20 protein-coding genes and 3 tRNA genes are annotated in these 24,065 nt (G+C 70.1%); 9 read left to right on the top strand and 14 right to left on the bottom strand.

The genetic code is table 11. The features are described 5' to 3' along the window. The first annotated feature begins 153 nt into the window (after positions 1-153). The 3 genes from cofC to G6038_RS15870 are packed head-to-tail and all read left to right on the top strand — an operon-like array spanning position 154 to position 4,036. Positions 154-834, top strand: a complete 681-nt coding sequence (gene cofC / locus G6038_RS15880) for a 2-phospho-L-lactate guanylyltransferase (protein ID WP_165038795.1) — start codon at positions 154-156, stop codon at positions 832-834. A 50-nt stretch (positions 835-884) separates the two neighbouring features. After that, positions 885-3,089, top strand: a complete 2,205-nt coding sequence (locus tag G6038_RS15875) for an RNA degradosome polyphosphate kinase (RefSeq protein WP_165038794.1) — start codon at positions 885-887, stop codon at positions 3,087-3,089. Positions 3,090-3,097: 8 nt separating this feature from the next. Beyond that, on the top strand, positions 3,098-4,036 hold the full coding sequence (locus G6038_RS15870) for an NUDIX hydrolase (RefSeq protein WP_165038793.1): 939 nt from the start codon (positions 3,098-3,100) through the stop codon (positions 4,034-4,036). Between the two features lie 99 nt (positions 4,037-4,135). On the opposite strand, the gene G6038_RS15865 is transcribed toward G6038_RS15870, so the two are convergent. From G6038_RS15865 to leuC, 3 genes are all read right to left on the bottom strand, one after another. Beyond that, positions 4,136-4,804 (bottom strand): HU family DNA-binding protein, encoded by a 669-nt coding sequence (locus tag G6038_RS15865; protein ID WP_165038792.1) that lies wholly within the window; start codon positions 4,802-4,804, stop codon positions 4,136-4,138. A 169-nt stretch (positions 4,805-4,973) separates the two neighbouring features. Next, positions 4,974-5,570 (bottom strand): 3-isopropylmalate dehydratase small subunit, encoded by a 597-nt coding sequence (leuD, locus tag G6038_RS15860; protein ID WP_165038791.1) that lies wholly within the window; start codon positions 5,568-5,570, stop codon positions 4,974-4,976. Between the two features lie 25 nt (positions 5,571-5,595). Beyond that, positions 5,596-7,014, bottom strand: coding sequence for a 3-isopropylmalate dehydratase large subunit (gene leuC, locus G6038_RS15855; protein ID WP_029544403.1), 1,419 nt, complete (start codon positions 7,012-7,014; stop codon positions 5,596-5,598). 129 nt (positions 7,015-7,143) lie between these two features. On the opposite strand from leuC, the gene G6038_RS15850 reads away from it, so the two are divergent. The 3 genes from G6038_RS15850 to G6038_RS15840 are packed head-to-tail and all read left to right on the top strand — an operon-like array spanning position 7,144 to position 8,645. Beyond that, entirely contained in the window at positions 7,144-7,848 is a 705-nt protein-coding gene (locus G6038_RS15850) for an IclR family transcriptional regulator (RefSeq protein WP_165038790.1), read from the top strand. Positions 7,849-7,885: 37 nt separating this feature from the next. Next, positions 7,886-8,428 carry a PPOX class F420-dependent oxidoreductase gene (locus G6038_RS15845; RefSeq protein ID WP_165038789.1) on the top strand — a complete coding sequence of 181 codons (543 nt, stop codon included), beginning with the start codon at positions 7,886-7,888 and terminating at the stop codon, positions 8,426-8,428. Positions 8,429-8,477: 49 nt separating this feature from the next. After that, complete coding sequence (locus tag G6038_RS15840) at positions 8,478-8,645, top strand: DUF5302 domain-containing protein (RefSeq protein WP_165038788.1); 168 nt, start codon at positions 8,478-8,480, stop codon at positions 8,643-8,645. A gap of 53 nt (positions 8,646-8,698) precedes the next feature. On the opposite strand, the gene G6038_RS15835 is transcribed toward G6038_RS15840, so the two are convergent. The 5 genes from G6038_RS15835 to G6038_RS15815 form a co-directional block, all read right to left on the bottom strand. Next, positions 8,699-8,774 (bottom strand) — tRNA-Glu (locus G6038_RS15835). 59 nt (positions 8,775-8,833) lie between these two features. Further along, positions 8,834-8,909 (bottom strand) — tRNA-Glu (locus tag G6038_RS15830). Between the two features lie 95 nt (positions 8,910-9,004). Then, positions 9,005-9,076 (bottom strand) — tRNA-Gln (locus G6038_RS15825). Positions 9,077-9,251: 175 nt separating this feature from the next. Next, positions 9,252-10,724, bottom strand: a complete 1,473-nt coding sequence (gltX, locus tag G6038_RS15820) for a glutamate--tRNA ligase (protein WP_165038787.1) — start codon at positions 10,722-10,724, stop codon at positions 9,252-9,254. 80 nt (positions 10,725-10,804) lie between these two features. Then, positions 10,805-11,581, bottom strand: coding sequence for a fumarylacetoacetate hydrolase family protein (locus G6038_RS15815; protein ID WP_165038786.1), 777 nt, complete (start codon positions 11,579-11,581; stop codon positions 10,805-10,807). Between the two features lie 114 nt (positions 11,582-11,695). Here G6038_RS15815 and G6038_RS15810 point away from each other — a divergent pair, with 114 nt between their 5' ends. Further along, the gene (locus G6038_RS15810; RefSeq protein WP_165038785.1) at positions 11,696-12,868 is read left to right on the top strand and encodes an MFS transporter; all 1,173 of its coding nucleotides are present in this window, start codon (positions 11,696-11,698) and stop codon (positions 12,866-12,868) included. Positions 12,869-12,913: 45 nt separating this feature from the next. Here G6038_RS15810 and G6038_RS15805 read toward each other — a convergent pair whose 3' ends face one another. The 6 genes from G6038_RS15805 to G6038_RS15780 all read right to left on the bottom strand — a co-directional run bounded on the left by G6038_RS15805 (position 12,914) and on the right by G6038_RS15780 (position 21,331). Continuing rightward, positions 12,914-13,924, bottom strand: coding sequence for a 3-isopropylmalate dehydrogenase (locus tag G6038_RS15805; protein ID WP_165038784.1), 1,011 nt, complete (start codon positions 13,922-13,924; stop codon positions 12,914-12,916). 79 nt (positions 13,925-14,003) lie between these two features. Beyond that, the gene (gene serA, locus G6038_RS15800) at positions 14,004-15,596 is read right to left on the bottom strand and encodes a phosphoglycerate dehydrogenase (protein WP_165038783.1); all 1,593 of its coding nucleotides are present in this window, start codon (positions 15,594-15,596) and stop codon (positions 14,004-14,006) included. 453 nt (positions 15,597-16,049) lie between these two features. Beyond that, positions 16,050-17,756 (bottom strand): SulP family inorganic anion transporter, encoded by a 1,707-nt coding sequence (locus G6038_RS15795; protein WP_165038782.1) that lies wholly within the window; start codon positions 17,754-17,756, stop codon positions 16,050-16,052. A 76-nt stretch (positions 17,757-17,832) separates the two neighbouring features. Then, on the bottom strand, positions 17,833-18,834 hold the full coding sequence (gene ilvC, locus G6038_RS15790) for a ketol-acid reductoisomerase (RefSeq protein WP_029544417.1): 1,002 nt from the start codon (positions 18,832-18,834) through the stop codon (positions 17,833-17,835). Between the two features lie 50 nt (positions 18,835-18,884). Further along, positions 18,885-19,388: an acetolactate synthase small subunit gene (gene ilvN, locus G6038_RS15785; protein WP_006934252.1), complete on the bottom strand. Its 504-nt coding sequence runs from the start codon at positions 19,386-19,388 to the stop codon at positions 18,885-18,887. Further along, a complete protein-coding gene (locus G6038_RS15780) occupies positions 19,385-21,331 on the bottom strand; it encodes an acetolactate synthase large subunit (RefSeq protein WP_165038781.1) in 1,947 nt (648 codons plus the stop codon). Before G6038_RS15780 ends, ilvN begins: the two co-directional genes overlap by 4 nt. A 266-nt stretch (positions 21,332-21,597) precedes the next feature. Between G6038_RS15780 and G6038_RS15775 the strand changes: the two genes are divergently transcribed. Both G6038_RS15775 and ilvD read left to right on the top strand, forming a co-directional pair. Further along, complete coding sequence (locus G6038_RS15775) at positions 21,598-22,071, top strand: PH domain-containing protein (RefSeq protein WP_346772832.1); 474 nt, start codon at positions 21,598-21,600, stop codon at positions 22,069-22,071. 140 nt (positions 22,072-22,211) lie between these two features. Next, on the top strand, positions 22,212-24,053 hold the full coding sequence (ilvD, locus tag G6038_RS15770) for a dihydroxy-acid dehydratase (RefSeq protein ID WP_165038780.1): 1,842 nt from the start codon (positions 22,212-22,214) through the stop codon (positions 24,051-24,053). Positions 24,054-24,065: the final 12 nt, after the last annotated feature.

Raw genomic sequence — 24,065 nt, 5'->3', positions numbered from 1 at the left:
CCCCACGACCCCGCCCCCAACACCGCAGCCTTGCTCACGCAGTCCCCTTACTCGTGTCCGATCCCGTCCGCAGACCACCGCCGCGACCGCTCCAGTATCGCCCACCGCCGCGCCCGCGACCGTCCTCGTCGCCGACTGGCAGAATCGACGACCATGACCGCCGCGCACGCGCTGATTCCCGTCAAGGCCCTCGGCCTGGCGAAGTCGCGGCTGGCGCACGTCCTCGACCCCGGTACCCGAGCGACGCTGGTGCTCGCGATGCTCGACGACACCCTCCACGCGGCGCTGGCGGTCGAGGGTCTCGCCGTCACCGTGATCACCACCGATGCCGACGTCGCCGCGCTGGCCGTCGGCGCGGGGGCGCACACGCTCGCCGATCCCCCCGCCGTCGACACGGCCGGCACAGCCGTCGATCCGCTGAATGCGGCGCTCGCCGCCGCGGCCCGGCGGGTGCGTTCCCGCGAGCCCGGCGTGGATCTGGTCGCGCTGCACGCGGACCTGCCGGCACTGCGGCCCGCCGAACTGTCCGCGGCCCTGACCGCGGCGCGCGAGGTCGGCCGCGCGGTCGTCGTGGACCACACCGGCACCGGCACCTCGGCGCTGCTGCACTGCACGGCCGAACCGCTGCACCCGCTGTTCGGTCCGGACTCGGCGCACCGTCACGTGCGGGCAGGAGCCCGTCCCCTGGCCGGGGACTGGCCGGGACTGCGGCTCGACGTGGACACCGTCGCCGATCTCGAGGCCGCGACGGCGCACGGCGTCGGGCCCGCGACGGCCGCGGCTCTGGGGCGGATCGGATGGCCGATGCCCGTTCGTCATCCCGACTTCAGGTGACATACGTCGACGGATTGTCCGCCGTTCCGAAACTGAGGGATGATCGACGTGTGAAACACGGCGACTCCACGGACCAGCGCATCGACACCGAACCTCCCGGGTTCGCCGGGGCATCCGGCGACGGCGGAGCCGGCCTCGACGGCACCACCGCCACCCGTTCGGCCTCGGCGCCGAGCGCCCCGCCCGCAGCCACGATGCTGCAGGCCGTCGCCGACGGCCTGCCGCTGGATCGCTACCTCAACCGGGAACTGAGCTGGCTCGACTTCAACGCGCGGGTCCTCGCGCTGGCCGAGGACACGTCTCTGCCGCTCCTCGAACGCGCCAAATTCCTTGCGATCTTCGCCTCGAACCTCGACGAGTTCTACATGGTGCGCGTCGCCGGCCTCAAGCGCCGTGCCGAAACCGGCCTGTCGGTCCGCTCCGCCGACGGGCTGTCGCCACGAGCGCAACTCGCGCTCATCGCGCGCAGCACCCAGGAGATCGCGCGCCGGCACGCTCTCGTCTTCCTCGATTCGGTCCTGCCCGCCCTGACCGCCGAAGGCATTTCCATCATCGACTGGGACGACCTGACCGACGACGAAAAACGGCGCCTGACCGCGTACTTCGTCGAGCAGGTGTTCCCGGTGCTGACGCCCCTCGCGGTCGATCCGGCGCACCCGTTCCCGTACATCAGCGGGCTGAGCCTCAACCTCGCTGTCACCGTGAAGGATCTGGAGTCCGCCGGCGAGCACTTCGCGCGGGTGAAGGTGCCGGACAACGTCGATCGCTTCGTCCGAGTCCGCCGGGACGAGATCGACGCGTTCCTGCCCCTCGAGGAACTCATCGCCGCACATCTCGACGTGCTGTTCCCCGGCATGGAAATCGTCGAGCACCACGCCTTCCGGGTCACGCGCAACGCCGACTTCGAGGTCGAGGAGGACCGCGACGAGGATCTCCTCCAGGCGCTCGAGCGGGAACTCGCCCGTCGCCGCTTCGGTTCTCCCGTGCGGCTCGAGGTCGCCGACGACATGACCGAGCACATGCTCGAACTGCTGCTGCGCGAGCTCGACGTCGATCCCGCCGACGTGGTGCAACTGCCGGGACTGCTGGACCTGTCGAGCCTGTGGCAGGTGCACGACGTGGACCGCCCCGACCTGAAGGACCGGCCGTTCGTGCCGGCCACCCACCCCGCGTTCGGCGAACGCGAGACCCCCAAGAGCGTGTTCTCGACGCTGCGCGAGGGCGACGTGCTGGTGCACCACCCCTACGACTCCTTCTCCACCAGCGTGCAACGGTTCATCGAGCAGGCCGCAGCCGACAGCCAGGTGCTCGCCATCAAGCAGACCCTCTACCGCACCTCCGGCGACTCCCCCATCGTCAACGCGCTGATCGCCGCGGCGGAGGCCGGCAAGCAGGTGGTGGCGCTGGTGGAGATCAAGGCCCGCTTCGACGAGCAGGCGAACATCAAGTGGGCTCGCAAGCTCGAACAGGCCGGCGTGCACGTGGTGTACGGCCTGGTGGGACTCAAGACCCACTGCAAGACGTGCCTCGTGGTCCGCAGGGAAGGCTCGCTCATCCGCCGCTACTGCCACATCGGTACCGGCAACTACAACCCGAAGACCGCTCGGCTCTACGAGGACGTCGGCCTGCTCACCGCCGCCCCGGAAATCGGTGCGGACCTGACCGATCTGTTCAACACGCTCACCGGTTACTCGCGGATGGCGAAGTACCGCAACCTGCTCGTGGCCCCGCACGGCGTGCGGTCGGGCATCATCGAACGGATCGACGCCGAGATCGAGCACCACACGGCCGGTCGCGACGCCCGGATCCGCCTGAAGGCCAATGCGCTGGTCGACGAGCAGGTCATCGACGCGCTGTACCGCGCCTCCTGCGCCGGGGTGCCGGTGGAGATCGTCGTGCGCGGCATCTGTGCGCTCAAGCCCGGAGTGCCGGGACTGAGCGAGAACATCACGGTGCGGTCCATCCTCGGGCGGTTCCTGGAGCACTCGCGCGTCCTGCATTTCCGGGCAGCCGACGAGATCTGGATCGGCAGCGCCGACATGATGCACCGCAATCTCGATCGCCGGGTGGAGGTGATGGCACAGGTGAAGGATCCCCGGCTGGCTTCGCAACTCGACTCGATCTTCGAGTCGGCGCTCGATCCGGCCACCCGGTGCTGGACGTTGCGGGCCGACGGAACCTGGCTCGCGTCGCCGGCTCCCGGAACCGCGGCCCGTGACCATCAAGAAGAGCTCATGCGTAGCCGTAGCTCCTGATCGGAAGGATGTCGGTGTCCCCCGTTTCCGGCAACGCAATGCGAGCCAACATCTTCGCCGCCGGGGCTGTCCTCTGGCGACGGAATCCGACCGACCGGAACCGTTTCGAGGTGGCGGTCGTGCACCGACCGCGCTACGACGACTGGTCCTTTCCCAAGGGCAAGCTCGATCCCGGCGAGACCCCGATCGTCGCCGCCCTACGCGAGATCGAGGAGGAGACCGGGATTTCGGCGCGCCTCGGCCGGTATCTGGGCAAGGTCACCTACCCGGTGCCGGGTCACCGCAAACTCAAGCGGGTGGACTACTGGGCCGGCGAGGAACGCAGCGGAGAGTTCACACCCAACGACGAAGTCGACGAGCTGCGCTGGCTCGCACCCGACGACGCATTCGCGGCCCTGTCGTATCCGATGGACCACACGGTGCTGCGGCGCTTCCAGGCCCTGCCGCCGGACACGGCGACGGTGCTGATCGTGCGGCACGCCAAGGCCGGCAGCCGCAGGAATCATCGGGGCGACGATCGGGATCGGCCGCTCGACGCGGCGGGCCGTGCCCAAGCCCAGGCCCTCGTTCCGCAACTGCTCGCGTTCGGCGCCGACAGCGTGGTCGCCGCGGACCGGGCACGCTGCGTGCAGACGGTGCAACCGCTCGCGGACCGGCTCGGGGTCGAAGTCGCCGTCGAGCCCTCCCTGGCGGAGGAGGAGTACAGCGCGGACCCGCAACTGGGGCGCAAACGGGTACTCGACCTCGCCCAGCGCGGCGGTGTGCCGGTGATCTGCAGCCAGGGCAAGGTGATCCCGGACCTCGTGCAATGGTGGGCCGAGCACGACGGGGTCGCCGCGCCGAACACGCGTAACCGCAAGGGCAGCACGTGGGTGCTGTCGTTCGCCGGCGACCGGCTCGTCGCGGTGGACCACATCGACAGCCCGTTGCCCGCCGGGCCCGCCTGAACGCGCTTCGGCGGCCATCGAGGTTCCCCCCGATGGCCGCCGAACGGACGGTACCCGGTTGGCAGCCCTACTTCTCGCCAGCCCTACTTCTCGACAGCCTTACTTCTTGGCGGCAGCCTTCCGGGCCGGCGCCTTCTTGGCCGCGGTGGTCTTCTTGGCCGGAGCCTTGGCCGCCGTGGTCTTCTTCGCCGCGGTGGTCTTCTTGGCCGCGGTGGTCTTGGCCGGAGCCTTGGCCGCCGTGGTCTTCTTCGCCGCGGTGGTCTTCTTGGCCGCGGTGGTCTTGGCCGGAGCCTTGGCCGCCGTGGTCTTCTTGGCCGCGGTGGTCTTGGCCGGAGCCTTGGCCGCCGTGGTCTTCTTCGCCGGAGCGGCCTTGGCGGCAGTCTTCTTCGCCGCCGCGGTCTTCTTGGCCGCGGTCTTCTTCGCGGCCGCGGTCTTCTTCGCCGCGGCAGCCGCGCCCCGCTTTACGGCAGGACCCGTGGCGGGCAGCTTCTGGCTGCCGGCAATGACCGCCTTGAACTGCGCGCCGGGGCGGAATGCCGGCACCGACGTCGGCTTGACCTTCACGGTCTCACCCGTGCGCGGGTTGCGCGCGACCCGGGCCGCGCGGCGGCGCTGCTCGAAGACGCCGAAGCCGGTGATGGTGACGCTCTTACCCGAGTGCACTGCGCGCACGATCGCGTCGACCATGTGCTCCACGGCCGCCGTTGCTGTGCGCCTGTCCGAACCGAGCTTCTCGGTCAGAACATCGATCAGCTCTGCCTTGTTCATTGCATTCCTCCGCACATAACGGTCCACCGTCAGACCGACTCGAGTCCACGGTAGACCCGCAAACGGGCAAGAGTCTATGTGCCACGCCAATTCTCATGCAAATTACAGGCGGGCCGGACCCGAACGTGTCGTCGGATCCGGCCCGCCCAGGCCCGATTCGGGGGCTCGATCAGGGCGCCGGGAGGGTCCGCGGTTTCCAAGACGGCCTTACGTTTTCGAACGCGGAAATCGCCTCTACCTGCCGTAACGTGAGCCCGATGTCGTCGAGACCCTCCAGCAGACGCCACCGTGTGTAGTCGTCAATGCTGAACGGCACCACGGTGGTTCCGGCGGTCACGGTGCGATGCTCGAGGTCGACCTCCAGCTCCAGCCCCGGATGTTGTTCGATGAGCTTCCAGAGCAATTCGACGTCCGGCTGCTCGACCTCAGCGGCCAGCAGTCCGGCCTTTCCGGAGTTGCCCCGGAAGATGTCGGCGAAGCGGGACGAGATCACGACGCGGAATCCGTAATCGGACAGCGCCCACACGGCGTGCTCGCGGGAGGACCCGGTGCCGAAATCCGGCCCGGCCACAAGGACACTGCCCCGGTCGAACGGCGGAGTGTTCAGCACGAAGGCCGGATCCGTGCGCCAGGCGGCGAACAGCCCGTCCTCGAATCCGCTTCGAGTGACCCGCTTCAGATACACCGCGGGGATGATCTGGTCGGTGTCGACGTTCGACCGGCGCAGCGGAACGCCGATTCCCTTGTGAGTGGTGAAGGCTTCCATCGAAATTCTCCTTCGGTCCCGTGACCTAGTCCAGATCCGCCGGAGCGGAGAGAGTGCCGCGCACCGCGGTCGCCGCGGCGACCTCAGGCGAGACGAGGTGGGTACGTCCGCCCTTGCCCTGGCGGCCTTCGAAGTTCCGGTTCGAGGTCGATGCACAGCGTTCACCCGGCGCCAGCTGATCCGGATTCATGCCCAGGCACATCGAGCAGCCGGCCTGTCGCCATTCCGCGCCCGCGGCCGTGAAGACCTCACCGAGACCTTCGGCTTCGGCTTGGGCACGAACGCGCATCGATCCGGGCACGACGAGCATACGAACGCCGTCGGCGACCTTGCGGCCCTGGAGAACTTCCGCAACGGCGCGCAGATCCTCGATCCGGCCGTTGGTGCACGAGCCGACGAAGACGGTGTCGACCGGCACCTCACGCAGCGGGGTTCCGGGCTCGAGTCCCATGTACCGCAGCGCCTTCTCGGCCGCGAGGCGCTCACCCTCGTCCGCCATCGCCTCCGGGTCGGGCACCGACGCGCCGAGGGGCGCGCCCTGGCCCGGGTTGGTGCCCCACGTGACGAAGGGAGTCAGGGACGAGCCGTCGATGTGGACCTCGGCGTCGAAAACCGCGTCCTCGTCGGTCTTCAACTGCTCCCACGCGGCCACCGCGGCGTCCCAGTCCGCGCCCTGGGGAGCGTGCGGGCGGCCCTTCAGGAACTCGTAGGTGATCTCGTCGGGCGCGATCATCCCGGCCCGGGCACCCGCCTCGATGGACATGTTGCAGATGGTCATCCGCGCTTCCATCGACAGCTTCCGGATCGCCTCGCCGCGGTACTCGAGCACGTAGCCCTGGCCGCCGCCGGTGCCGATCCGGGCGATGACGGCGAGGATCAGATCCTTGCTCGTGACACCGGGCGGCAGTGCGCCGTCGACGGTGATCGCCATGGTCTTGAACGGGCGCAGCGACAGTGTCTGGGTTGCCAGCACGTGCTCGACCTCGCTGGTGCCGATGCCCATGGCCAGGGCGCCGAAGGCACCGTGGGTGGAGGTGTGGCTGTCGCCGCACACCACCGTCATGCCCGGCTGCGTCAGGCCGAGCTGCGGTCCGACGACGTGGACGATGCCCTGTTCGACGTCACCCATCGGATGCAGCCGGATGCCGAACTCCTCGCAGTTGCGGCGCAGCGTCTCGACCTGGGTGCGCGAGACGGGGTCGGCGATGGGCTTGTCGATGTCGACCGTGGGCACGTTGTGGTCCTCGGTCGCGATGGTGAGGTCCGGTCGCCGCACGGGCCGATCCGCCAACCGCAGACCGTCGAACGCCTGCGGGCTCGTGACCTCGTGCACGAGATGCAGATCGATGTAGATCAGGTCCGGCTGTCGGGCCGCGCCCTCTCCCGTGCCGCGCACGACCACGTGCTGGTCCCACACCTTCTCCGCCAGAGTCTTTCCAGCCATCTTCTCCACCTGTCGTACGTGACGAACGCGGATCCCGTTCTCGGGCTGTCCCGGGCCGCGAATGCTGTCGTCCCCGCCCGGTTCCGCGTGGGCTATGCTTCCCATTATGCGAGACGGAGGTATCGACCTATGAGACAGCATAGCGGGATCGGAGTGCTGGACAAAGCCATGGCCGTCCTCCAGGCAGTGGCGGAGCAGCCCTGCACTCTCACCGAACTGTGCGCCCGCACCGGACTTCCCCGCGCCACCGCCCACCGGCTCGCGGTCGGGCTCGAAGTGCATCGGCTGCTCGCCCGCGACGGCGACGGCCAGTGGCGGCCGGGTCCCGGTCTGGCCGAACTGTCCGCGGGCGCGGGCGACGCACTCGTCGACGCTGCCTCGCTCGTGCTGCCGCGCCTGCGCGAGATCACCGGCGAGAGCGTGCAGTTGTACCGGCGGGAGGGCACGCACCGGGTGTGCGTCGCCGCCCTCGAACCCCCGACGGGCCTGCGCGACACCGTCCTCGTGGGGGCCCGGCTGCCGATGACCGCCGGGTCCGGAGCCAGGGTCCTGCTCGCGTGGGCCGACGCCGCGACACAGCGGGCCATCCTGCCGGAGGCCGCATTCGGCGAGCGGGTGCTTGCCGAGGTTCGTCGCCGGGGCTGGGCGCAGAGCGTCGCCGAACGCGAGCCCGGTGTCGCCTCGGTGGCCGCTCCCGTGCGCGATGCGTCCGGGGCCGTCGTCGCCGCGATCTCCGTCTCGGGACCCGTCGACCGCATGGGCCGCCGGCCCGGGGCGCGCTGGGCCGCGGACCTGCTGGCGGCCGCCGACGCGCTGCAGAAGCGGCTGCAGTAGTCCGTCCACCCGCCGGTTCCTGTGCGACAGTGCACGGATGGGAACCAACCAGCGCACACAGATCACAATGGCCGACGCCGAGATCGGCGACTTTCTCGAACGCAGCCGCGTCGCGACGATGGCGACGATCGGCCCCGGCGGCCTCCCGCACCTCGTCGCGATGTGGTACGCGGTGCTCGACGGCGAGATCTGGTTCGAGACGAAGCTCAAGTCGCAGAAGGCGGTCAATCTGCGGCGCGACAACCGGATCAGCGTCCTGGTCGAGGACGGCCACACGTACGACACCTTGCGCGGCGTCTCGCTGGAGGGGCACGCCGAGGTGGTCGAGGACCGGGACGTGCTGTTCGAGGTGTGCCGCAGCGTGTGGGAACGCTACACCGGCCCCTACACCGCGGAGCTGCGCCCCGCGGTCGAGCAGATGATGCACAAGCGCGTCGCGGTGCGCGTCGTCGCGGAACGGACCCGGTCCTGGGACCACCGCAAGCTCGGGCTGCCGGCGACGCCGATCGGCGGCAGCACCGCGCCGTACCTGTTCGAATCGCTGGAAAACCGGGCGACAGACGCAGGGTTGCCGGGTTAGATTCCCGATGTCCCGGATCGAGTACCGGGGTGCGGGAAGGGAGACAGCGATGAACGACCCGAACGGGGAGCGGATCGCGGAGCAGTTCCGCGCAGCCCTCGAACGCAAGAATCAACACGCCCGCCGCGGCACGGACCATCTCGACGGGAGGGCCAAGGCGCAGGCGCCGCACGGCAGCGCCGACCACCGCCGCAATTTCCGGCGCAAGAGCGGATGACGAGCACACACAGCGAAGGTCCCGCCGATCGGTGGATCGGAGGGACCTTCGCGTGGTAGCCCCGACGGGATTTGAACCCGCGCTACCGCCTTGAGAGGGCGGCGTCCTAGGCCGCTAGACGACGGGGCCAGGAACTTTCACTGCTCAGAGAAGAACGCCCTTCGAACTCGCGATCGAAGGGCCGTCCGTGGTAGCCCCGACGGGATTTGAACCCGCGCTACCGCCTTGAGAGGGCGGCGTCCTAGGCCGCTAGACGACGGGGCCAGGAACTTTCTTCTCTGTTGCTCCTCCCACCCTGCGGCGGGAAGCTCAGCCAGCTTAACCGGCCGAGGCTCGGTGACAAAATCACCGGGCAGACGCTGGGGTACCAGGACTCGAACCTAGAATGGCTGAACCAGAATCAGCTGTGTTGCCAATTACACCATACCCCAATGGCTTGTTCCGAAGACCTGCCTCGCGGCGCTGCGGCCTCCGTTCCGAACCGAGAAGAAGGTTAGCACCATGGGTGCCCCCAATAACAAATCGCCAGGTCAGGGAGGGTAAATCCACAACCTGCGCGACGCCGGGCCGACCGCGGGAGGAGCCGCGCGGCCGGCCCGGCACTGCTCAGGCGATGCGGGCCCGGGCGGCACGCAGCCGGGTGAGCGAGAGGTCCCGGCCGAGCAGTTCCATCGACTCGTACAGCGGCGGGCTGATATGCGAGCCCGTGAGCGCCACGCGCACCGGCGCGAAGGCCTTGCGGGGCTTGAGGCCGAGGTCGTCGATCAGCGCGGCCTTGAGGGCCTCTTCGAGGGCCGCCGCGCTCCACTCGGCGACACCGTCGGCCGCGGCGATCGTCGCGTCCAGCACGGGCGCGGCGTCGGGGCCGAGGTTCTTGGCCGCGGCCGCCTCGTCGAGCGTGAAGTCGGCCTCGTCCACGTACAGGAACTTCAGCAGGTCCCACGCGTCCGAGAGCACCACGATGCGGGTCTGGACCAGCTCGGCCGCCTCCGCGAACCGGGCGTCGTCGACGTCACCGGTGAGGTGCCCGTGCTCCACCAGGAACGACTTCAGCCGATCGGCGAAGTCGGCCGGCTCGAGCATGCGGATGTGCTCGGCGTTGATGGCGTCGGCCTTCTTCTGGTCGAACCGGGCCGGGTTCGAGTTGACCTTGGCGATGTCGAAGGCGGCGACCATCTCGTCGAGCGAGAAGACGTCACGGTCGTCGGCCAGGCCCCAGCCGAGGAGCGCGAGGTAGTTGAGCAGTCCCTCGGCAATGAAGCCGCGGTCGCGGTGGATGAACAGGTTGGACTCGGGGTCGCGCTTGGAGAGCTTCTTGTTGCCCTGCCCCATCACGAACGGCAGGTGGCCGAACTCGGGCGTGAAATCGGTCACGTCGATGCGCTGCAGCGCCTCGTAGAGCGCGAGCTGGCGCGGAGTCGACGAGAGGAGATCCTCGCCGCGCAGCACGTGGGTGATCCGCATCAGGGCATCGTCGACGGGGTTGACGAGCGTGTAGAGCGGGATGCCGTTGCCGCGGGTGAGGGCGAAGTCGGGCACGGTGCCGGCCTTGAACGTGGTCTCGCCGCGCACCAGGTCGTTCCACGTCAGGTCGTGATCGGGCATGCGCAGCCGCACCACGGGCTTGCGCCCCTCGTCGCGGTACGTCTGCCGCTGCTCCGCAGTCAGATCGCGGTCGTGGTTGTCGTAGCCGAGCTTCGGATCGCGGCCGGCCGCGCGGTGGCGCGCCTCGACCTCCTCGGGCGTGGAGAACGACTCGTAGGCCTCGCCCGCCTCGAGCAGCCTGGCGACGACGTCGAGATGCAGGTCGCGGCGCTGCGACTGCCGGTACGGCTCGTACGGGCCGCCCACCTCGGGGCCCTCGTCCCAGTCGAGGCCGAGCCACCGGAGCGCGTCGAGGATCGCCTGGTACGACTCCTCGGTGTCGCGGGCGGCGTCGGTGTCCTCGATGCGGAACACGAAGGTGCCGCCGTGGTGACGGGCGAAAGCCCAGTTGAACAGGGCGGTGCGCACGAGGCCCACGTGCGGGGTTCCGGTCGGGGACGGACAGAAACGAACGCGTACTTCGCTGTTGGTCATGGCTCACTCGGGTCGAGGGATCGAAAAGTCCCCTCCAGGCTAGTCCCGGGCGCGCCGGCCGCGAAGCCGCGGTCCGCCTGCTACCTGCGCTTGGCGGTCACCGGATTCGTCAGCGTGCCGATGCCCTCGACGGTGATCGAGACGGTGTTGCCGTCGACGATCGGCCCGACCCCCTCCGGGGTCCCGGTGAGGATCACGTCGCCCGGCAGCAGCGTCATCACCGCCGAGATCCACTCGATCAGCTTCGGAATGTCGTGCACCATCAACGACGTTCGGCTGCGCTGGCGCGTCTGCCCGTCGACCAGCGCGGAGATCTCGAGATCCGTGGGATCGATGTTCGTCTCGATCCACGGACCGAGGGGGCAGAACGTGTCGTGCCCCTTGGCCCGCGTCCACTGTCCGTCCTGCTGCTGATGGTCGCGCGCGGAGACGTCGTTGGCGACGGTGTAGCCGAGGACGACGTCGAGGGCCTTCGCGGCCGGAACGTCCTTGCAGGGACGGCCGATGACGACGGCGAGCTCCGCCTCGTGGTGGACGAGTCCGCTGCTCGGCGGGAGCACGATCGGCGCCCCCGGGCCGACGATGGAGGTGTTCGGCTTGAGGAAGATCACCGGCTCGTCCGGAACCTCGTTCCCGGACTCGGCCGCGTGGGCGGCGTAGTTGCGGCCGACGCAGACCACCTTGCTCGCCAGGATCGGCGCGAGCAGCCGGACGTCGGCGAGCGGCCAGCTGCGGCCGGTGAAGGTCGGGGTGCCGAAGGGATGTTCGGCGATCTCCTTCGCCGTCGCGGCGTCCCCCTCCCCCTCGATGCTGACGAAGGCGACACCGTCCGGGCTGGCAATTCGACCAAGGCGCATGCCGGGGAGTCTATCCGTGTCGCCCCAGGCGGCCCTGCGGACCACGGGGCGCAGGTATAGGCTGCCACCGAGAAGTTCACAATACGGGAAGTTTGTTTCAGATAGTGAGATGACATGACGGTTCGGGACATCGGCGCGCGGCGCTGGGTCATCCTGGCGCTCGGCGTGTTCGCGCAGGCGGCCCAGGCGGTCCTCGTCAACGGCGCCGCCTTCCTCATCCCCGCGCTCCACGAGGACCGCGGTCTCACGCTCGCCCAGGCCGGAACACTCTCGGCCGCGCCGATATTCGGGGTCGTGTTCAGTCTCGTCGCGTGGGGCGCCCTGGCCGACCGGTACGGCGAGCGGCGGGTCCTGGCCGCAGGACTCGCGCTGGCCGCGGCGGCCACGGCCGCAGCCGCCGCCAGCGGGAGCCTGCCGATGCTCGCGCTCATGCTCGCCCTCGGCGGTGCCGCCGCGGCGAGCGCCAACGCCGCGAGCGGCCGCGTCGTCGTCGGCTGGTTCCCACCGCAGCAGCGCGGTCTCGCCATGGGGATCCGGCAGATGTCGCTGCCGCTCGGCGTCGCTGTCGCCGCGTTGACCATTCCTCCGCTCGCGCGCGACCACGGAATCGGCTCGGCCCTGACCTTCTCCGCCGCGGTGTGTGCCGTCGCCGCGGTAGCGTGCGCGATCGGCATCGTCGACCCACCGCGGCCGGAACGCGGCCGGGCCGCCGAACTCGGCCTGCTCGACAACCCCTACCGCGCCGGGCGGTCGCTGCAACGGATCCACGCCGCGTCGGTCCTGCTGGTGGTGCCCCAGTACGTGGTGTGGACCTATGCGCTGGTGTGGCTGATCTCCGAGCGCGGCTGGACCGAGTCCGCCGCGGGCCTGGTCATCACCGCCGCGCAGTTCCTCGGTGCGCTGGGTCGCGTCGCCGCCGGCGGGTGGTCCGACCGGGTCGGCAGCCGCCTGCGGCCGCTGCGGGTCGTGGCGCTCTCGGTGGTGCTGTCCATGGCAGCGCTCGCGGCCGCCTCGCTCACCGACTCGGCCGTCGCCGTCGCGCTCCTGATCGTGGCATCGGTGACGACGGTGGCCCCGAACGGCCTGGCCTTCACCGCCGTCGCCGAGATCGCGGGACCGTTCTGGGGTGGCCGCGCGCTGGGCATCCAGAACACCGGCCAGTTCGTCGCCGCGGCGTGCGTGGGTCCCGCGTTCGGCGGGCTCATCGCACTGGCCGGCTTTCCCGCGGCGTTCGCGCTCGCCGCGCTGATCCCGGCCGCCGCGGTGCCCCTGGTCCCCCGCAAATGAGCCGGTGCGGCCTCCCGGACGCCGGGAGGCCGCACCGGGACCTGATCAGACGGCGGCCGCGATGCGGTCGCCGACCTCGGTGGTCACGATCGGACCCGTGCCGCGGGCGGCGAGGTCCGCCTCGACCGCACGCTCGACCCGGGCCGCCTCGTCCGCCCGGCCGAGGTGGCGCAGCAGCAGGGCGACCGACAGGATCGCCGCGGTCGGGTCGGCGATGCCCTTGCCCGCGATGTCCGGGGCGCTGCCGTGGACCGGCTCGAACATCGACGGGTTGGTGCCGGAGGCATCGATGTTGCCGCTGGCCGCCAGGCCGATCCCCCCGGTGACCGCACCGGCGAGATCGGTGATGATGTCGCCGAACAGGTTGTCGGTCACGATCACGTCGAACCGGCCCGGGTCGTCGACCATGTAGATGGTGGCGGCGTCGATGTGGCAGTAGGCCGTCTCGACCTCCGGGTACGCCGCGCCCACCGTCTCGACCGCGCGCGTCCAGATGGCACCGGCGTTGGAGAGCACGTTGGTCTTGTGGATCAGGGTGAGGTGCTTGCGCCGGCTCTGCGCGAGCTCGAAGGCGTACCGCACGACGCGCTCGGCACCGAACCAGGTGTTGACCGAGACCTCGGTGGCGATCTCGTGGGGGGTGCCGACGCGGATGGCGCCGCCGTTGCCGGTGTAGGGGCCCTCGGTGCCCTCCCGCACCACGACGAAGTCCATCTCCGGCTGCGCCGCGAGCGGGGACTTCACCCCCGGGTACAGCCGCGACGGCCGCAGGTTCACGTGGTGATCGAGCGCGAACCGCATGTTCAGCAGCAGGCCCCGCTCGAGCACGCCCGGGGTGACGGACGGGTCGCCGATGGCGCCGAGCAGGATCGCATCGTGCGCGCGGATCGCCGCCAGGTCGGCGTCCGGGAGCAGTTCCCCGGTGGCGTTGTACCGCCGGGCACCGAGGTCGTACTCGGTGGTCTCGAGATCGGGAACCAGCGTCCCGAGCACCTTGAGGGCCTCGGCCGTGACCTCGACACCGATGCCGTCACCGGGGATGACCGCAAGCTTCATGGGGACACACTCTCTTCCTCTTCGCGACGACGGCCGCGACCGTGCTCGACGATCGCGGCCATCGGGTACAGCGGGTGGTTCAGGACAGGTCGACCTGCGCGACGCGGGCGTCGAGCTGCTCCACGATCTGCGCGACCTCGGCGTCGCCGACGACCCGGTCGACCCGCAGGATCACCGTGGCGCCGGGGCCCTCGACGTCCTGGCTCAGTGCCGCCGCCTGGATGTCGATCCCGGCGTTGCCGAGGACCGTGCCGAGGACACCGAGCACGCCGGGGCGATCCTCGTAGTGGACGACGAGGTTGTGGCCCTCGGCGCGCAGGTCGAAGCTGCGGCCGTTGATGTTGACGATCTTCTCGATCTGCTGCAGGCCGGTCAGCGCACCGGTGACAGTGGTGACGAGACCGTCGGCGGCCACGGCCCGGACCTCCACCGCGCTGCGGTGCGTGGAGGCTTCGCTGTGCTTGTCGACCTCGACACTCACGCCGCGCTGCTCGGCGAGAGCAGGGGCGTTGACGAAGGTGACCGGCTCGTCGCTGCTGGCGGAGAACAGGCCGCGCAGCGCCGCGAGGCCGAGGATCTCGACGTTCTCGGCGGAGAGTTCACCACTGGCGACGACCTGCACGTTCTGCACCGCCTCCGGCGACAGGGTGCCGGCGATCAGGCCGAGTTTGCGCACGAGCTCGAGCCACGGGGCGACCTCCTCGCCGACCGGGCCACCGGAGACGTTCACCGCGTCCGGGACGAACTCGCCCGCCAGGGCCAGCAACACGCTCTTGGCGACGTCGGTGCCGGCGCGGTCCTGGGCCTCGGTCGTGGAGGCGCCGAGGTGCGGGGTGACGACGGTGTTGTCGAGCTCGAACAGCCTCGAGTCCGTGCAGGGCTCGGAGTGGAACACGTCGAGGCCGGCGGCGCGGACCTTGCCGGAGACGAGGGCGTCGTGGAGGGCGTCCTCGTCGATGAGGCCGCCGCGGGCGGCGTTGACGATGATGACGCCGTCCTTGGCCCGCGCGAGGCGCTCGGCGTTGATCAGACCGGCCGTCTCCTTGGTCTTGGGCAGGTGCACGGAGATGAAGTCGGCGCGCTCGATCAGCTCGTCGATGTCGACCAGTTCGATCCCGAGCTGGGCGGCGCGGGCCGGCGGCAGGTAGGGGTCGTAGGCGATGACATGGGTCTCGAAGGCGGCGAGGCGCTGCGCGAACAGCTGTCCGATCCGGCCCAGACCGACGACGCCGACGGTCTTGCCCAGGATCTCGGTGCCGTTGAAGCTCGACCGCTTCCAGGTGCGCTCACGCAGGGTGCGGTCGGCGGCGGGGATCTGCCGGGCCGTGGCCATCAGCAGCGCCACGGCGTGCTCGGCGGCCGAATGGATGTTGGACGTCGGGGCGTTGACGACCATCACACCGCGCTCGGTGGCGGCCGGGATGTCGACGTTGTCGAGGCCGACGCCGGCGCGGCCGACGATCTTCAGCTTCGTGGCGGCGGCGAGGACCTCGGCGTCGACCGTGGTCGCCGAACGGACCAGCAGGGCGTCCGCCTCGGGCACCGCCGCGAGCAGCGCGGGACGGTCCGGACCGTCGACCCAGCGCACCTCGACGCCGTCACCGAGCGCATCGACGGTCGACTGCGCCAGCTTGTCGGCGATCAGGACAACGGGACGGCCATTCTGGCTCACGTGCGAACTCCCCTGTGGTTGGTTTGTCTGACGGGTCGTCGACGGCGCCGCACCCCGAGGTGCGCGAATGCGGCCGTGACCGGGCTCAGTTTAGTGCCCGGGCCGTTGTCCCGGGGCCACGGCCCCGGGATGGGTTGCCTACTGGTACGAAACGACCCACGGCGGCAACGCCCCGGCCGCGGTCCGTTCGGGCCCGAACGACGGCGAATCCGCGCGGGGGAAGGTCATCCGGCCCGATCCGGGACCAGGTGCCGCCGCCCCGGCGCGAGCCGCCGTTCCGGGTCCGGGGCGGGACCGTCCGGGTGGCCCGTGCGGCGCGGCGAACCCCTGCCCGGGGGAGCGTCCCTCGCTCTCCACCGACGAGATCCGTTCGCACGGGCGCCGTTTCGTCGGGACGCCGCACCAGCGGCGTCGCGCGGCGAGGGACCGCGAGGGCGAAACGCCGTGCCGCGGCTATGCGGGACCGGAACCCGCGGCGGATCGCCGGTGCCGGAACGCGACGACGGCGGTGCGGACCGTCGGATAGAAGCGGTCGCGGGTGAACCGATCTCCCAGCCCGAACCGCACCAGCCGGTCCTTGATCGGACCCTTCATCGCGGCGAAGGCCAGGTGGATGCCCTTGCCCGCCAAGTACCGATCCAGGTCGACGAGTTCGTCGACGGCGGTGGTGTCGAGGCCGGTGATCGGTTCCGCGGCGATCACGACCCACTCGACCGGTTCGGGCGACTCCGCGACCAGCGAGCGGACGTAGTCGTCGAAGATCGAGCCGTTGGCGAAGAACAGCGGGGCGTCGAACCGCACCAGCAGCAGGCCCGGGATGCGGTGGCCCTCGGGGTGGCGGTTGATGTCGTGGAAACCCGCGACACGGGTGAGCTCGACGAGTTCGGTGCGGTACGGCGACCATGCGTGCCCCACGACGGCGACGAAGGAGAGCCCGATCGCGACGAGAATCCCCTCGAGCACCCCGACGAGCGCCACTCCGAGGAAGGCCGCCGCCGCGAGGCCGGCCTCGATCCGGCTCATCCGCCACATGCGGATCACGCCGCGCACGTCGATGAGCGCCGAGGCGGCGACGAGGACGACCGCGGCGAGCGTCGCCTCGGGCAGATAGGCGGTCACGCCGGGCGCGAGAAGCACGAACAGCAGCACGGCGACGGCGCCGACCACCCCGACGAGCTGGGTGCGGGCACCGTTCTGTTCGGCGACGGGCGTGCGCGACGAGCTCGCCGAGATGGGGAAACCGCTGAACAGCCCGGTCGCGACGTTGGCGGCGCCGATGGCCTTCATCTCGGTGCTGCCGTCCACGTCGTCGCCGCGACGGGCGGCGAAGGTGCGCGAGAGCACACCGGTGTCGGCGAACGCGATGAGCGCGATGCCGGCGGCCGGCCCGAGCAGTGCGAGCACGTCATCCCAGCTCACCGCTGCCACATCGGGCGTCGGCAGCCCCGACGGCAGCGCCCCGACCATGGCGATCTCGTCGGTGAGGCCGAGCAGTGCGGACACCACGCACGCCCCGACCACGGCAACCAGGACACCCGGGATGCGCGCCCGCAGGAGCCGGAACGCCACGATGACCGCCAGGGACGCCACACCGACGGTTGCCGCGACGAGGTCGACGTCGCCGGCGGCCACCGCTCGGACGATCGCGGCGGTGTCCTGGAGCAGGCCCGGTTCGTCGATCGAGAAGCCGAGCAGCTTCGGGAGCTGACCGACCACGACGACGAGCGCGATGCCGTTGAGGTAGCCGAGCCTGATGGGCTTGGACAGCAGTTCGGTGACGAAGCCGAGGCGCAGGAGGCCGGCGACGACGAGGATCACGCCCACGAGCAGGGCCAGGACCCCCGCGAGCGCGAGCGCCTCCTGCGGGTCGCCCGTCGCGGCGAGCGGGAGCACCGCCGCGGCGATGAGCGGGGCGAGGGACGAATCGGGCCCGAGCACAAGCACTTTCGACGGACCCACCAGCGCGTACACCAGCAACGGGACGATCGTGGCGTACAGGCCCGCGTAGGCGGGCAACCCGGCGGCCGTCGCGTAGCCCATGCCCGCGGGGATGAGCAGTGCGGTGAGTGCCAGGCCGGCGGTGATGTCGGGGCGCAGCCACTCCCGGCGGTAGGTGCGGGCCGTGACGACCCCCGGCAGCTTTCCCAGACCCCAGGACATCAGCGCATTATCCACCCTGGAACGCCGACGGCCCGGCACCGCAGCGGTGCCGGGCCGTCGAAGCGGCGGGATCCGATCAGGCGGTCTCGGTGATCGGGCGGTCCACCCAGCTCATCAGGTCGCGCAGCTGCTTGCCGACGACCTCGATGCCGTGCTCGGCGTTCTTCTTGCGCAGCGACTCGAGCTCCTTGTTGCCGCCCTCGACGTTGGCGACGAGACGCTTGACGAAGGTGCCGTCCTGGATGTCCTTCAGGATCTCCTTCATGCGCTCCTTCGTGCCGGCGTCGATGACGCGCGGTCCGGAGAGGTAGCCACCGAACTCGGCGGTGTCGGACACCGAGTAGTTCATGCGCGCGATGCCGCCCTCGTACATGAGGTCGACGATGAGCTTGAGCTCGTGCAGCACCTCGAAGTACGCCATCTCCGGGGCGTAGCCGGCCTCGACCATCACGTCGAAACCGGTCTTGACCAGTTCCTCGGTGCCGCCGCAGAGGACGGCCTGCTCACCGAACAGGTCGGTCTCGGTCTCTTCCTTGAAGGTGGTCTTGATGACGCCGGCCCGGGTGCCGCCGATGCCCTTGGCGTAGGACAGCGCCAGCGCCTGGCCCTCCCCCTTGGGATCCTGGTGGACGGCGATGAGAGCGGGGACGCCCTTGCCGTCGACGAACTGGCGACGCACGAGATGGCCGGGGCCCTTCGGGGCGACCATCGCGACGGTGACGAACTCCGGTGCCTCGATGAGCCCGAAGTGGATGTTCAGGCCGTGGCCGAAGAACAGCGCGTCGCCGTCCTTCAGGTTCGGCGCGATGTCCTCCTTGAAGATCGACGCCTGCGCGGTGTCGGGCGCCAGCAGCATGATGACGTCGGCCCACTCGGAGACCTCGGCCGGGGTGCCGACCGCCAGGCCCGCCTCCTCCGCCTTGGCCCGCGACTTCGAGCCTTCCTTCAGACCGATGCGCACCTCGACACCGGAGTCGCGCAGGCTCAGCGAGTGCGCGTGCCCCTGGCTGCCGTAGCCGATCACCGCGACCTTGCGGCCCTGGATGATCGACAGATCGGCGTCGTCGTCGTAGAACATCTCGACTGCCACAGTTGTTACCTCTCTCAGCAAATAAGGGTGTGTTCAGGCTAACGGGTGGCCGTGATCGACTTCGGACCGCGTCCGACCGCGACGACCCCGGACTGCACGATCTCGCGGATGCCGTAGGGCTCGAGCATCCGCAGCAGGGCGTCGAGCTTGGACCGGGTACCGGTTGCCTCGATCGTGAGCGACTCGGGCGAGACGTCGATCACCTTGGCGCGGAACAGATTCACCGTCTCGATGACCTGCGTCCGCACGCTCGCGTCGGCCCGCACCTTGATCAGCAGCAGCTCGCGGGCGACCGAGGCCTCCTCTTCCTGCTCGACGATCTTGATGACGTTGACGAGCTTGTTGAGCTGCTTGGTCACCTGCTCGAGCGGGAATTCGTCGACGGTGACGACGATCGTCATCCGGGAGATCTCGGGGATCTCGGTGCCGCCCACCGCGAGGGATTCGATGTTGAACCCGCGGCGGGAGAACAGGCTCGCCACGCGGGCCAGCACGCCCGGCTTGTCCTCGACGAGAACGCTGAGGGTGTGACTGGTGCTCACTGACGATCCTCTCCTGCTGCTGCGGCGCCGCGCTGGTCCGGGTGCTTCTCGTGCTCGAGTGCCTCGTGGATGACGGCCGGTTCGGCGGCCGCCTCGTCCTCGTCGAACAGCGGACGGATGCCCCGCGCCGCCATGATCTCGTCGTTGCCGGTGCCCGCGGCGACCATCGGCCACACCTGGGCGTCCTTGCCGACGATGAAGTCGATGACCACCGGACGGTCGTTGATCGACTGCGCCTGGCGGATCGCGTCCTCGACCTCCTCCTCGCGCTCGACGCGGATGCCGACGCAACCGAGAGCCTCGGCCAGCTTCACGAAGTCGGGGATGCGGAGGGTGTGGGTGGCCAGGTCCGTGTTCGAGTACCGCTCCTCGTAGAACAGCGTCTGCCACTGCCGCACCATGCCGAGGTTGCCGTTGTTGATGAGCGCGACCTTGATCGGCACACCCTCCACCGCGCAGGTCGCCAGTTCCTGGTTGGTCATCTGGAAGCAGCCGTCGCCGTCGATGGCCCACACCTCGGCGTCGGGCACGCCCATCTTGGCGCCCATGGCCGCCGGAACGGCGTAGCCCATGGTGCCCAGGCCGCCGGAGTTGAGCCAGGTGCGTGGCTTCTCGTAGTCGATGAACTGTGCGGCCCACATCTGGTGCTGGCCGACGCCGGCGCAGTAGATCGCGTCCGGTCCGGCGAGCTTGCCGACCTTCTGGATCACGAACTCCGGCGAGAGCATGCCGTCGGCGGGCCGGTCGTAGCTGAGCGGGTACGTGCGGCGGATCCCGTCGAGGTACTCCCACCACTGGGCGTACTCGAGTGTGGTGCCTGTCGCGAGATCCGCACGGATCGCCTCGATCAGCTCGACGATCACCTCCTTGCAGTCACCCACGATCGGCACGTCGGCGTGCCGGTTCTTGCCGATCTCGGCCGGGTCGATGTCCGCGTGGATGACCTTCGCGCCGGGCGCGAACGAGTCGAGCTGACCGGTGACGCGGTCGTCGAACCGCGCGCCGAGCGTGATCAGCAGATCGGACTTCTGCAGGGCGGCGACCGCCGCGACGGTGCCGTGCATGCCGGGCATGCCGCAGTTGAGCCGGTGGGTGTCGGGGAACGCACCGCGCGCCATGAGCGTCGTCACGACCGGGATGCCGGTGAGCTCGGCCAGCTCGAGCAGCTCCGGAGAGGCCTCGGCCTTGATGACACCGCCGCCGATGTACAGCACCGGCGACTTCGCCTCGGCGATCAGGCGGGCGGCTTCACGAACCTGCTTGCCGTGCGGCTTGGTGACGGGACGGTAGCCGGGCAGGTGCATCTCCGGCGGCCAGCTGAAGGTGGTCTGGGCCTGCAGGATGTCCTTCGGGATGTCCACGAGCACCGCGCCGGGACGGCCGGACGCGGCCAGGTAGAACGCCTCGGCGAGGACGCGGGGGATCTCGGCGCCGTCGGTCACGAGGAAGTTGTGCTTGGTGATCGGCATGGTGATGCCCGAGATGTCCGCCTCCTGGAAGGCGTCGGTGCCGATCAGACCGCGGCCGACCTGGCCCGTGATCGCCACGACGGGGACGGAGTCCATCTGCGCGTCGGCGAGCGGGGTGACGAGGTTGGTGGCGCCGGGACCGGAGGTGGCCATGCACACGCCGACCTTGCCCGAGGCCTGGGCGTATCCGGTCGCGGCGTGGCCGGCACCCTGCTCGTGGCGGACCAGCACGTGCCGGACCTTCCGCGAGTCGAACAGCGGGTCGTAGACGGGGAGGATCGCACCGCCCGGGATGCCGAATACCGTGTCGACTTCGAGCTCCTCGAGAGCCCGGACCACCGACTGTGCGCCGGTGACCCGCTCGGGGGCGACCTGACGCCGGTTACCGGACTGGGTGGCCGCGGCCGCGGGCGACGGGGCTGCGGCCCCGGGCTTGCGCGGCGAAGGTTGAGGCCTTGCGGTTGGTGCGCTCACTGCGATTCCTCTGGTTCTGGCTCCGGGCAACAAAAAACCCCCGTCAGCAGCATCTGCTGTACGAGGGTGGCGCGTCGTGGGCGAGTTGCGAGAAGCGGCTCAGGCGACGACGCGCCGGCCGATTACGAGCAACCCATTCTGATTCACGCGCTCGACGGTAGGCGCGCGAACGTCCGACAGTCAACTTGGTTCGGTCACCTGTCCCAGAATGTGAGATGCCTCGGCTGCAATGGGAAGATGGTGCGGTGTCATCTCCACAGCAGCCCGTGCCACCACGCCCATCATCCCATACCGCCGAACAGCAGCCGCAGGTCATCCAGATTTCCCGGCTCGCGCTGCTCGCGTGTGGGTTCGTGCTGCTCGGAGTGGCCTCCCCGGCCCTGGCCTGGCCCGCCGCGTTCGGCTGGATGGTGGTGATTCCGTTCCTCGTCGGCGCGTGGGTGCTGCGGGTGCGCACCGTCGTCGGGCCCGAGGGCCTCACCGCCCGGTCCGCGTTCTCGACCCGGACCCTCGCCTGGGACGAACTCGACGGCCTGCGATTCCCCAAGCGGGGCTGGGCGCGCGCCCGCCGCACCGACGGCACCGAGGTACCCCTGCCGGTCGTCACGTTCGGCCGTCTCCCCCAGCTCGCCACCGGCAGCGGCGGTCGCATCACCGACCCGTACGCGGCCGCGCGCGACGCGGAGGCACGGGAGCAGGCCGCGGACACCGAGCCGGACGCGGACGTCGAGTCGAAATAGCACACGAGTAAATTCGAAGGCGCCCAGGCCCGCTCCTGTCCCGCCCGGCGGCGCCCGGTCCCCGGCGTTGCCGCGCCCGCGCAGCACGTAGCACCGAAGCAGCCCCAGCCCCGAAGCAGCACTAGCCCCCGAGGAACCCGATGCCCCCGTTGAGGTCACGCACCACCACCGCCGGACGCAACGCCGCCGGGGCCCGCGCCCTGTGGCGCGCCACCGGCATGACCGACTCCGACTTCGGCAAGCCGATCGTCGCGATCGCGAACTCCTACACGCAGTTCGTGCCCGGTCACGTCCACCTCAAGGACGTCGGCGAGATCGTCGCCGGGGCGGTGCGGGCCGCCGGCGGTGTGCCGCGCGAGTTCCACACCATCGCCGTCGACGACGGGATCGCCATGGGCCACGGCGGAATGCTGTACTCGCTGCCCAGCCGCGAGATCATCGCCGACTCGGTGGAGTACATGGTCAATGCGCACACCGCCGACGCACTCGTGTGTATCTCCAACTGCGACAAGATCACCCCCGGCATGCTCAATGCCGCGATGCGCCTGAACATCCCGACGGTGTTCGTCTCGGGCGGCCCGATGGAGGCCGGCAAGGCGGTGGTCGTCGGCGGTGTCGCGCAGGCCCCCACCGACCTGATCACCGCGATCTCGGCGTCGGCCAACGACGCCGTCACCGACGACGGCCTCGACGAGGTCGAGCGCAGCGCCTGCCCCACGTGCGGGTCGTGCTCGGGCATGTTCACCGCGAACTCCATGAACTGCCTGACCGAGGCGCTCGGACTGGCACTGCCCGGCAACGGTTCGACGCTGGCCACCCACGCGGCACGCCGGGCGCTGTTCGAGCGGGCCGGCACCACGGTTGTCGAGGCGGCGCTGCGCTGGTACCGGGACGAGGACGAGTCGGTCCTGCCGCGCAACGTCGCCTCCCCCGCCGCGTTCCGCAACGCCATGGCGCTCGACGTCGCGATGGGCGGCTCGACCAACACCGTGCTGCACACGCTTGCCGCGGCCCAGGAGGGCGAGATCGACTTCGACCTCACCACGATCGACGCCATCAGCCGCAAGGTGCCGTGCCTGGCGAAGGTCTCCCCCAACTCCGACTACCACATGGAAGACGTCCACCGGGCCGGCGGCATCCCCGCAATCCTCGGCGAGCTGCGCCGCGCCGGGCTGCTCGAGACGGACGTGACCACGGTCCACACGACGAGCTTCGACGAGTGGCTCGACACGTGGGACGTGCGCTCCGGCAAGGCGTCCGACGAGGCGATCGAGCTGTTCCACGCGGCCCCCGGCGGTGTCCGCACCATCGAGCCGTTCTCCACCGCCAACCGCTGGTCGTCGCTGGACACCGACGCAGCGGGCGGCTGCATCCGGGACGTCGAGCACGCCTACACCGTCGAGGGCGGACTGGTCGTCCTGCGCGGCAACCTCGCCCCCGACGGCGCGATCCTCAAGACCGCCGGCATCGACGAGGACCTGTTCACCTTCGAGGGCCCGGCGCTGGTCGTCGAGTCGCAGGAGGAGGCCGTGTCGGTGATCCTCGGCAAGAAGGTGCAGCCCGGCGACGTCGTCGTGGTCCGCTACGAGGGGCCCGCGGGCGGGCCGGGCATGCAGGAGATGCTGCATCCCACCGCGTTCCTGAAGGGCGCGGGCCTGGGCAAGCAGTGCGCCCTGATCACCGACGGCCGGTTCTCCGGCGGCACCTCGGGACTGTCGATCGGCCACATCTCGCCCGAGGCGGCGTCCGGCGGGGTCGTCGGTCTGCTCGAGAACGGTGACCGGATCCGCATCGATGTCCCGTCGCGCACCCTCGAGGTCCTCGTCGACGACGCCGTCCTCGCCGAGCGGCGCGCCAAGATGGAGGCTTCGGAGCGCCCGTGGCAGCCGGTCGACCGACAGCGCACGGTCACCACCGCCCTGCGCGCCTACGCCGCGTTGGCCACCTCGGCGGACAAGGGTGCGGTCCGCCGGGTGCCGTAGGCACCGGTGCGT

Source organism: Rhodococcus sp. 14C212, from assembly GCF_011058195.1.
GTDB lineage: Bacteria > Actinomycetota > Actinomycetes > Mycobacteriales > Mycobacteriaceae > Rhodococcus > Rhodococcus aetherivorans.
Note: the sequence above shows the minus strand (reverse complement) of the source record. Positions and strands in the feature narration are given on the sequence as shown.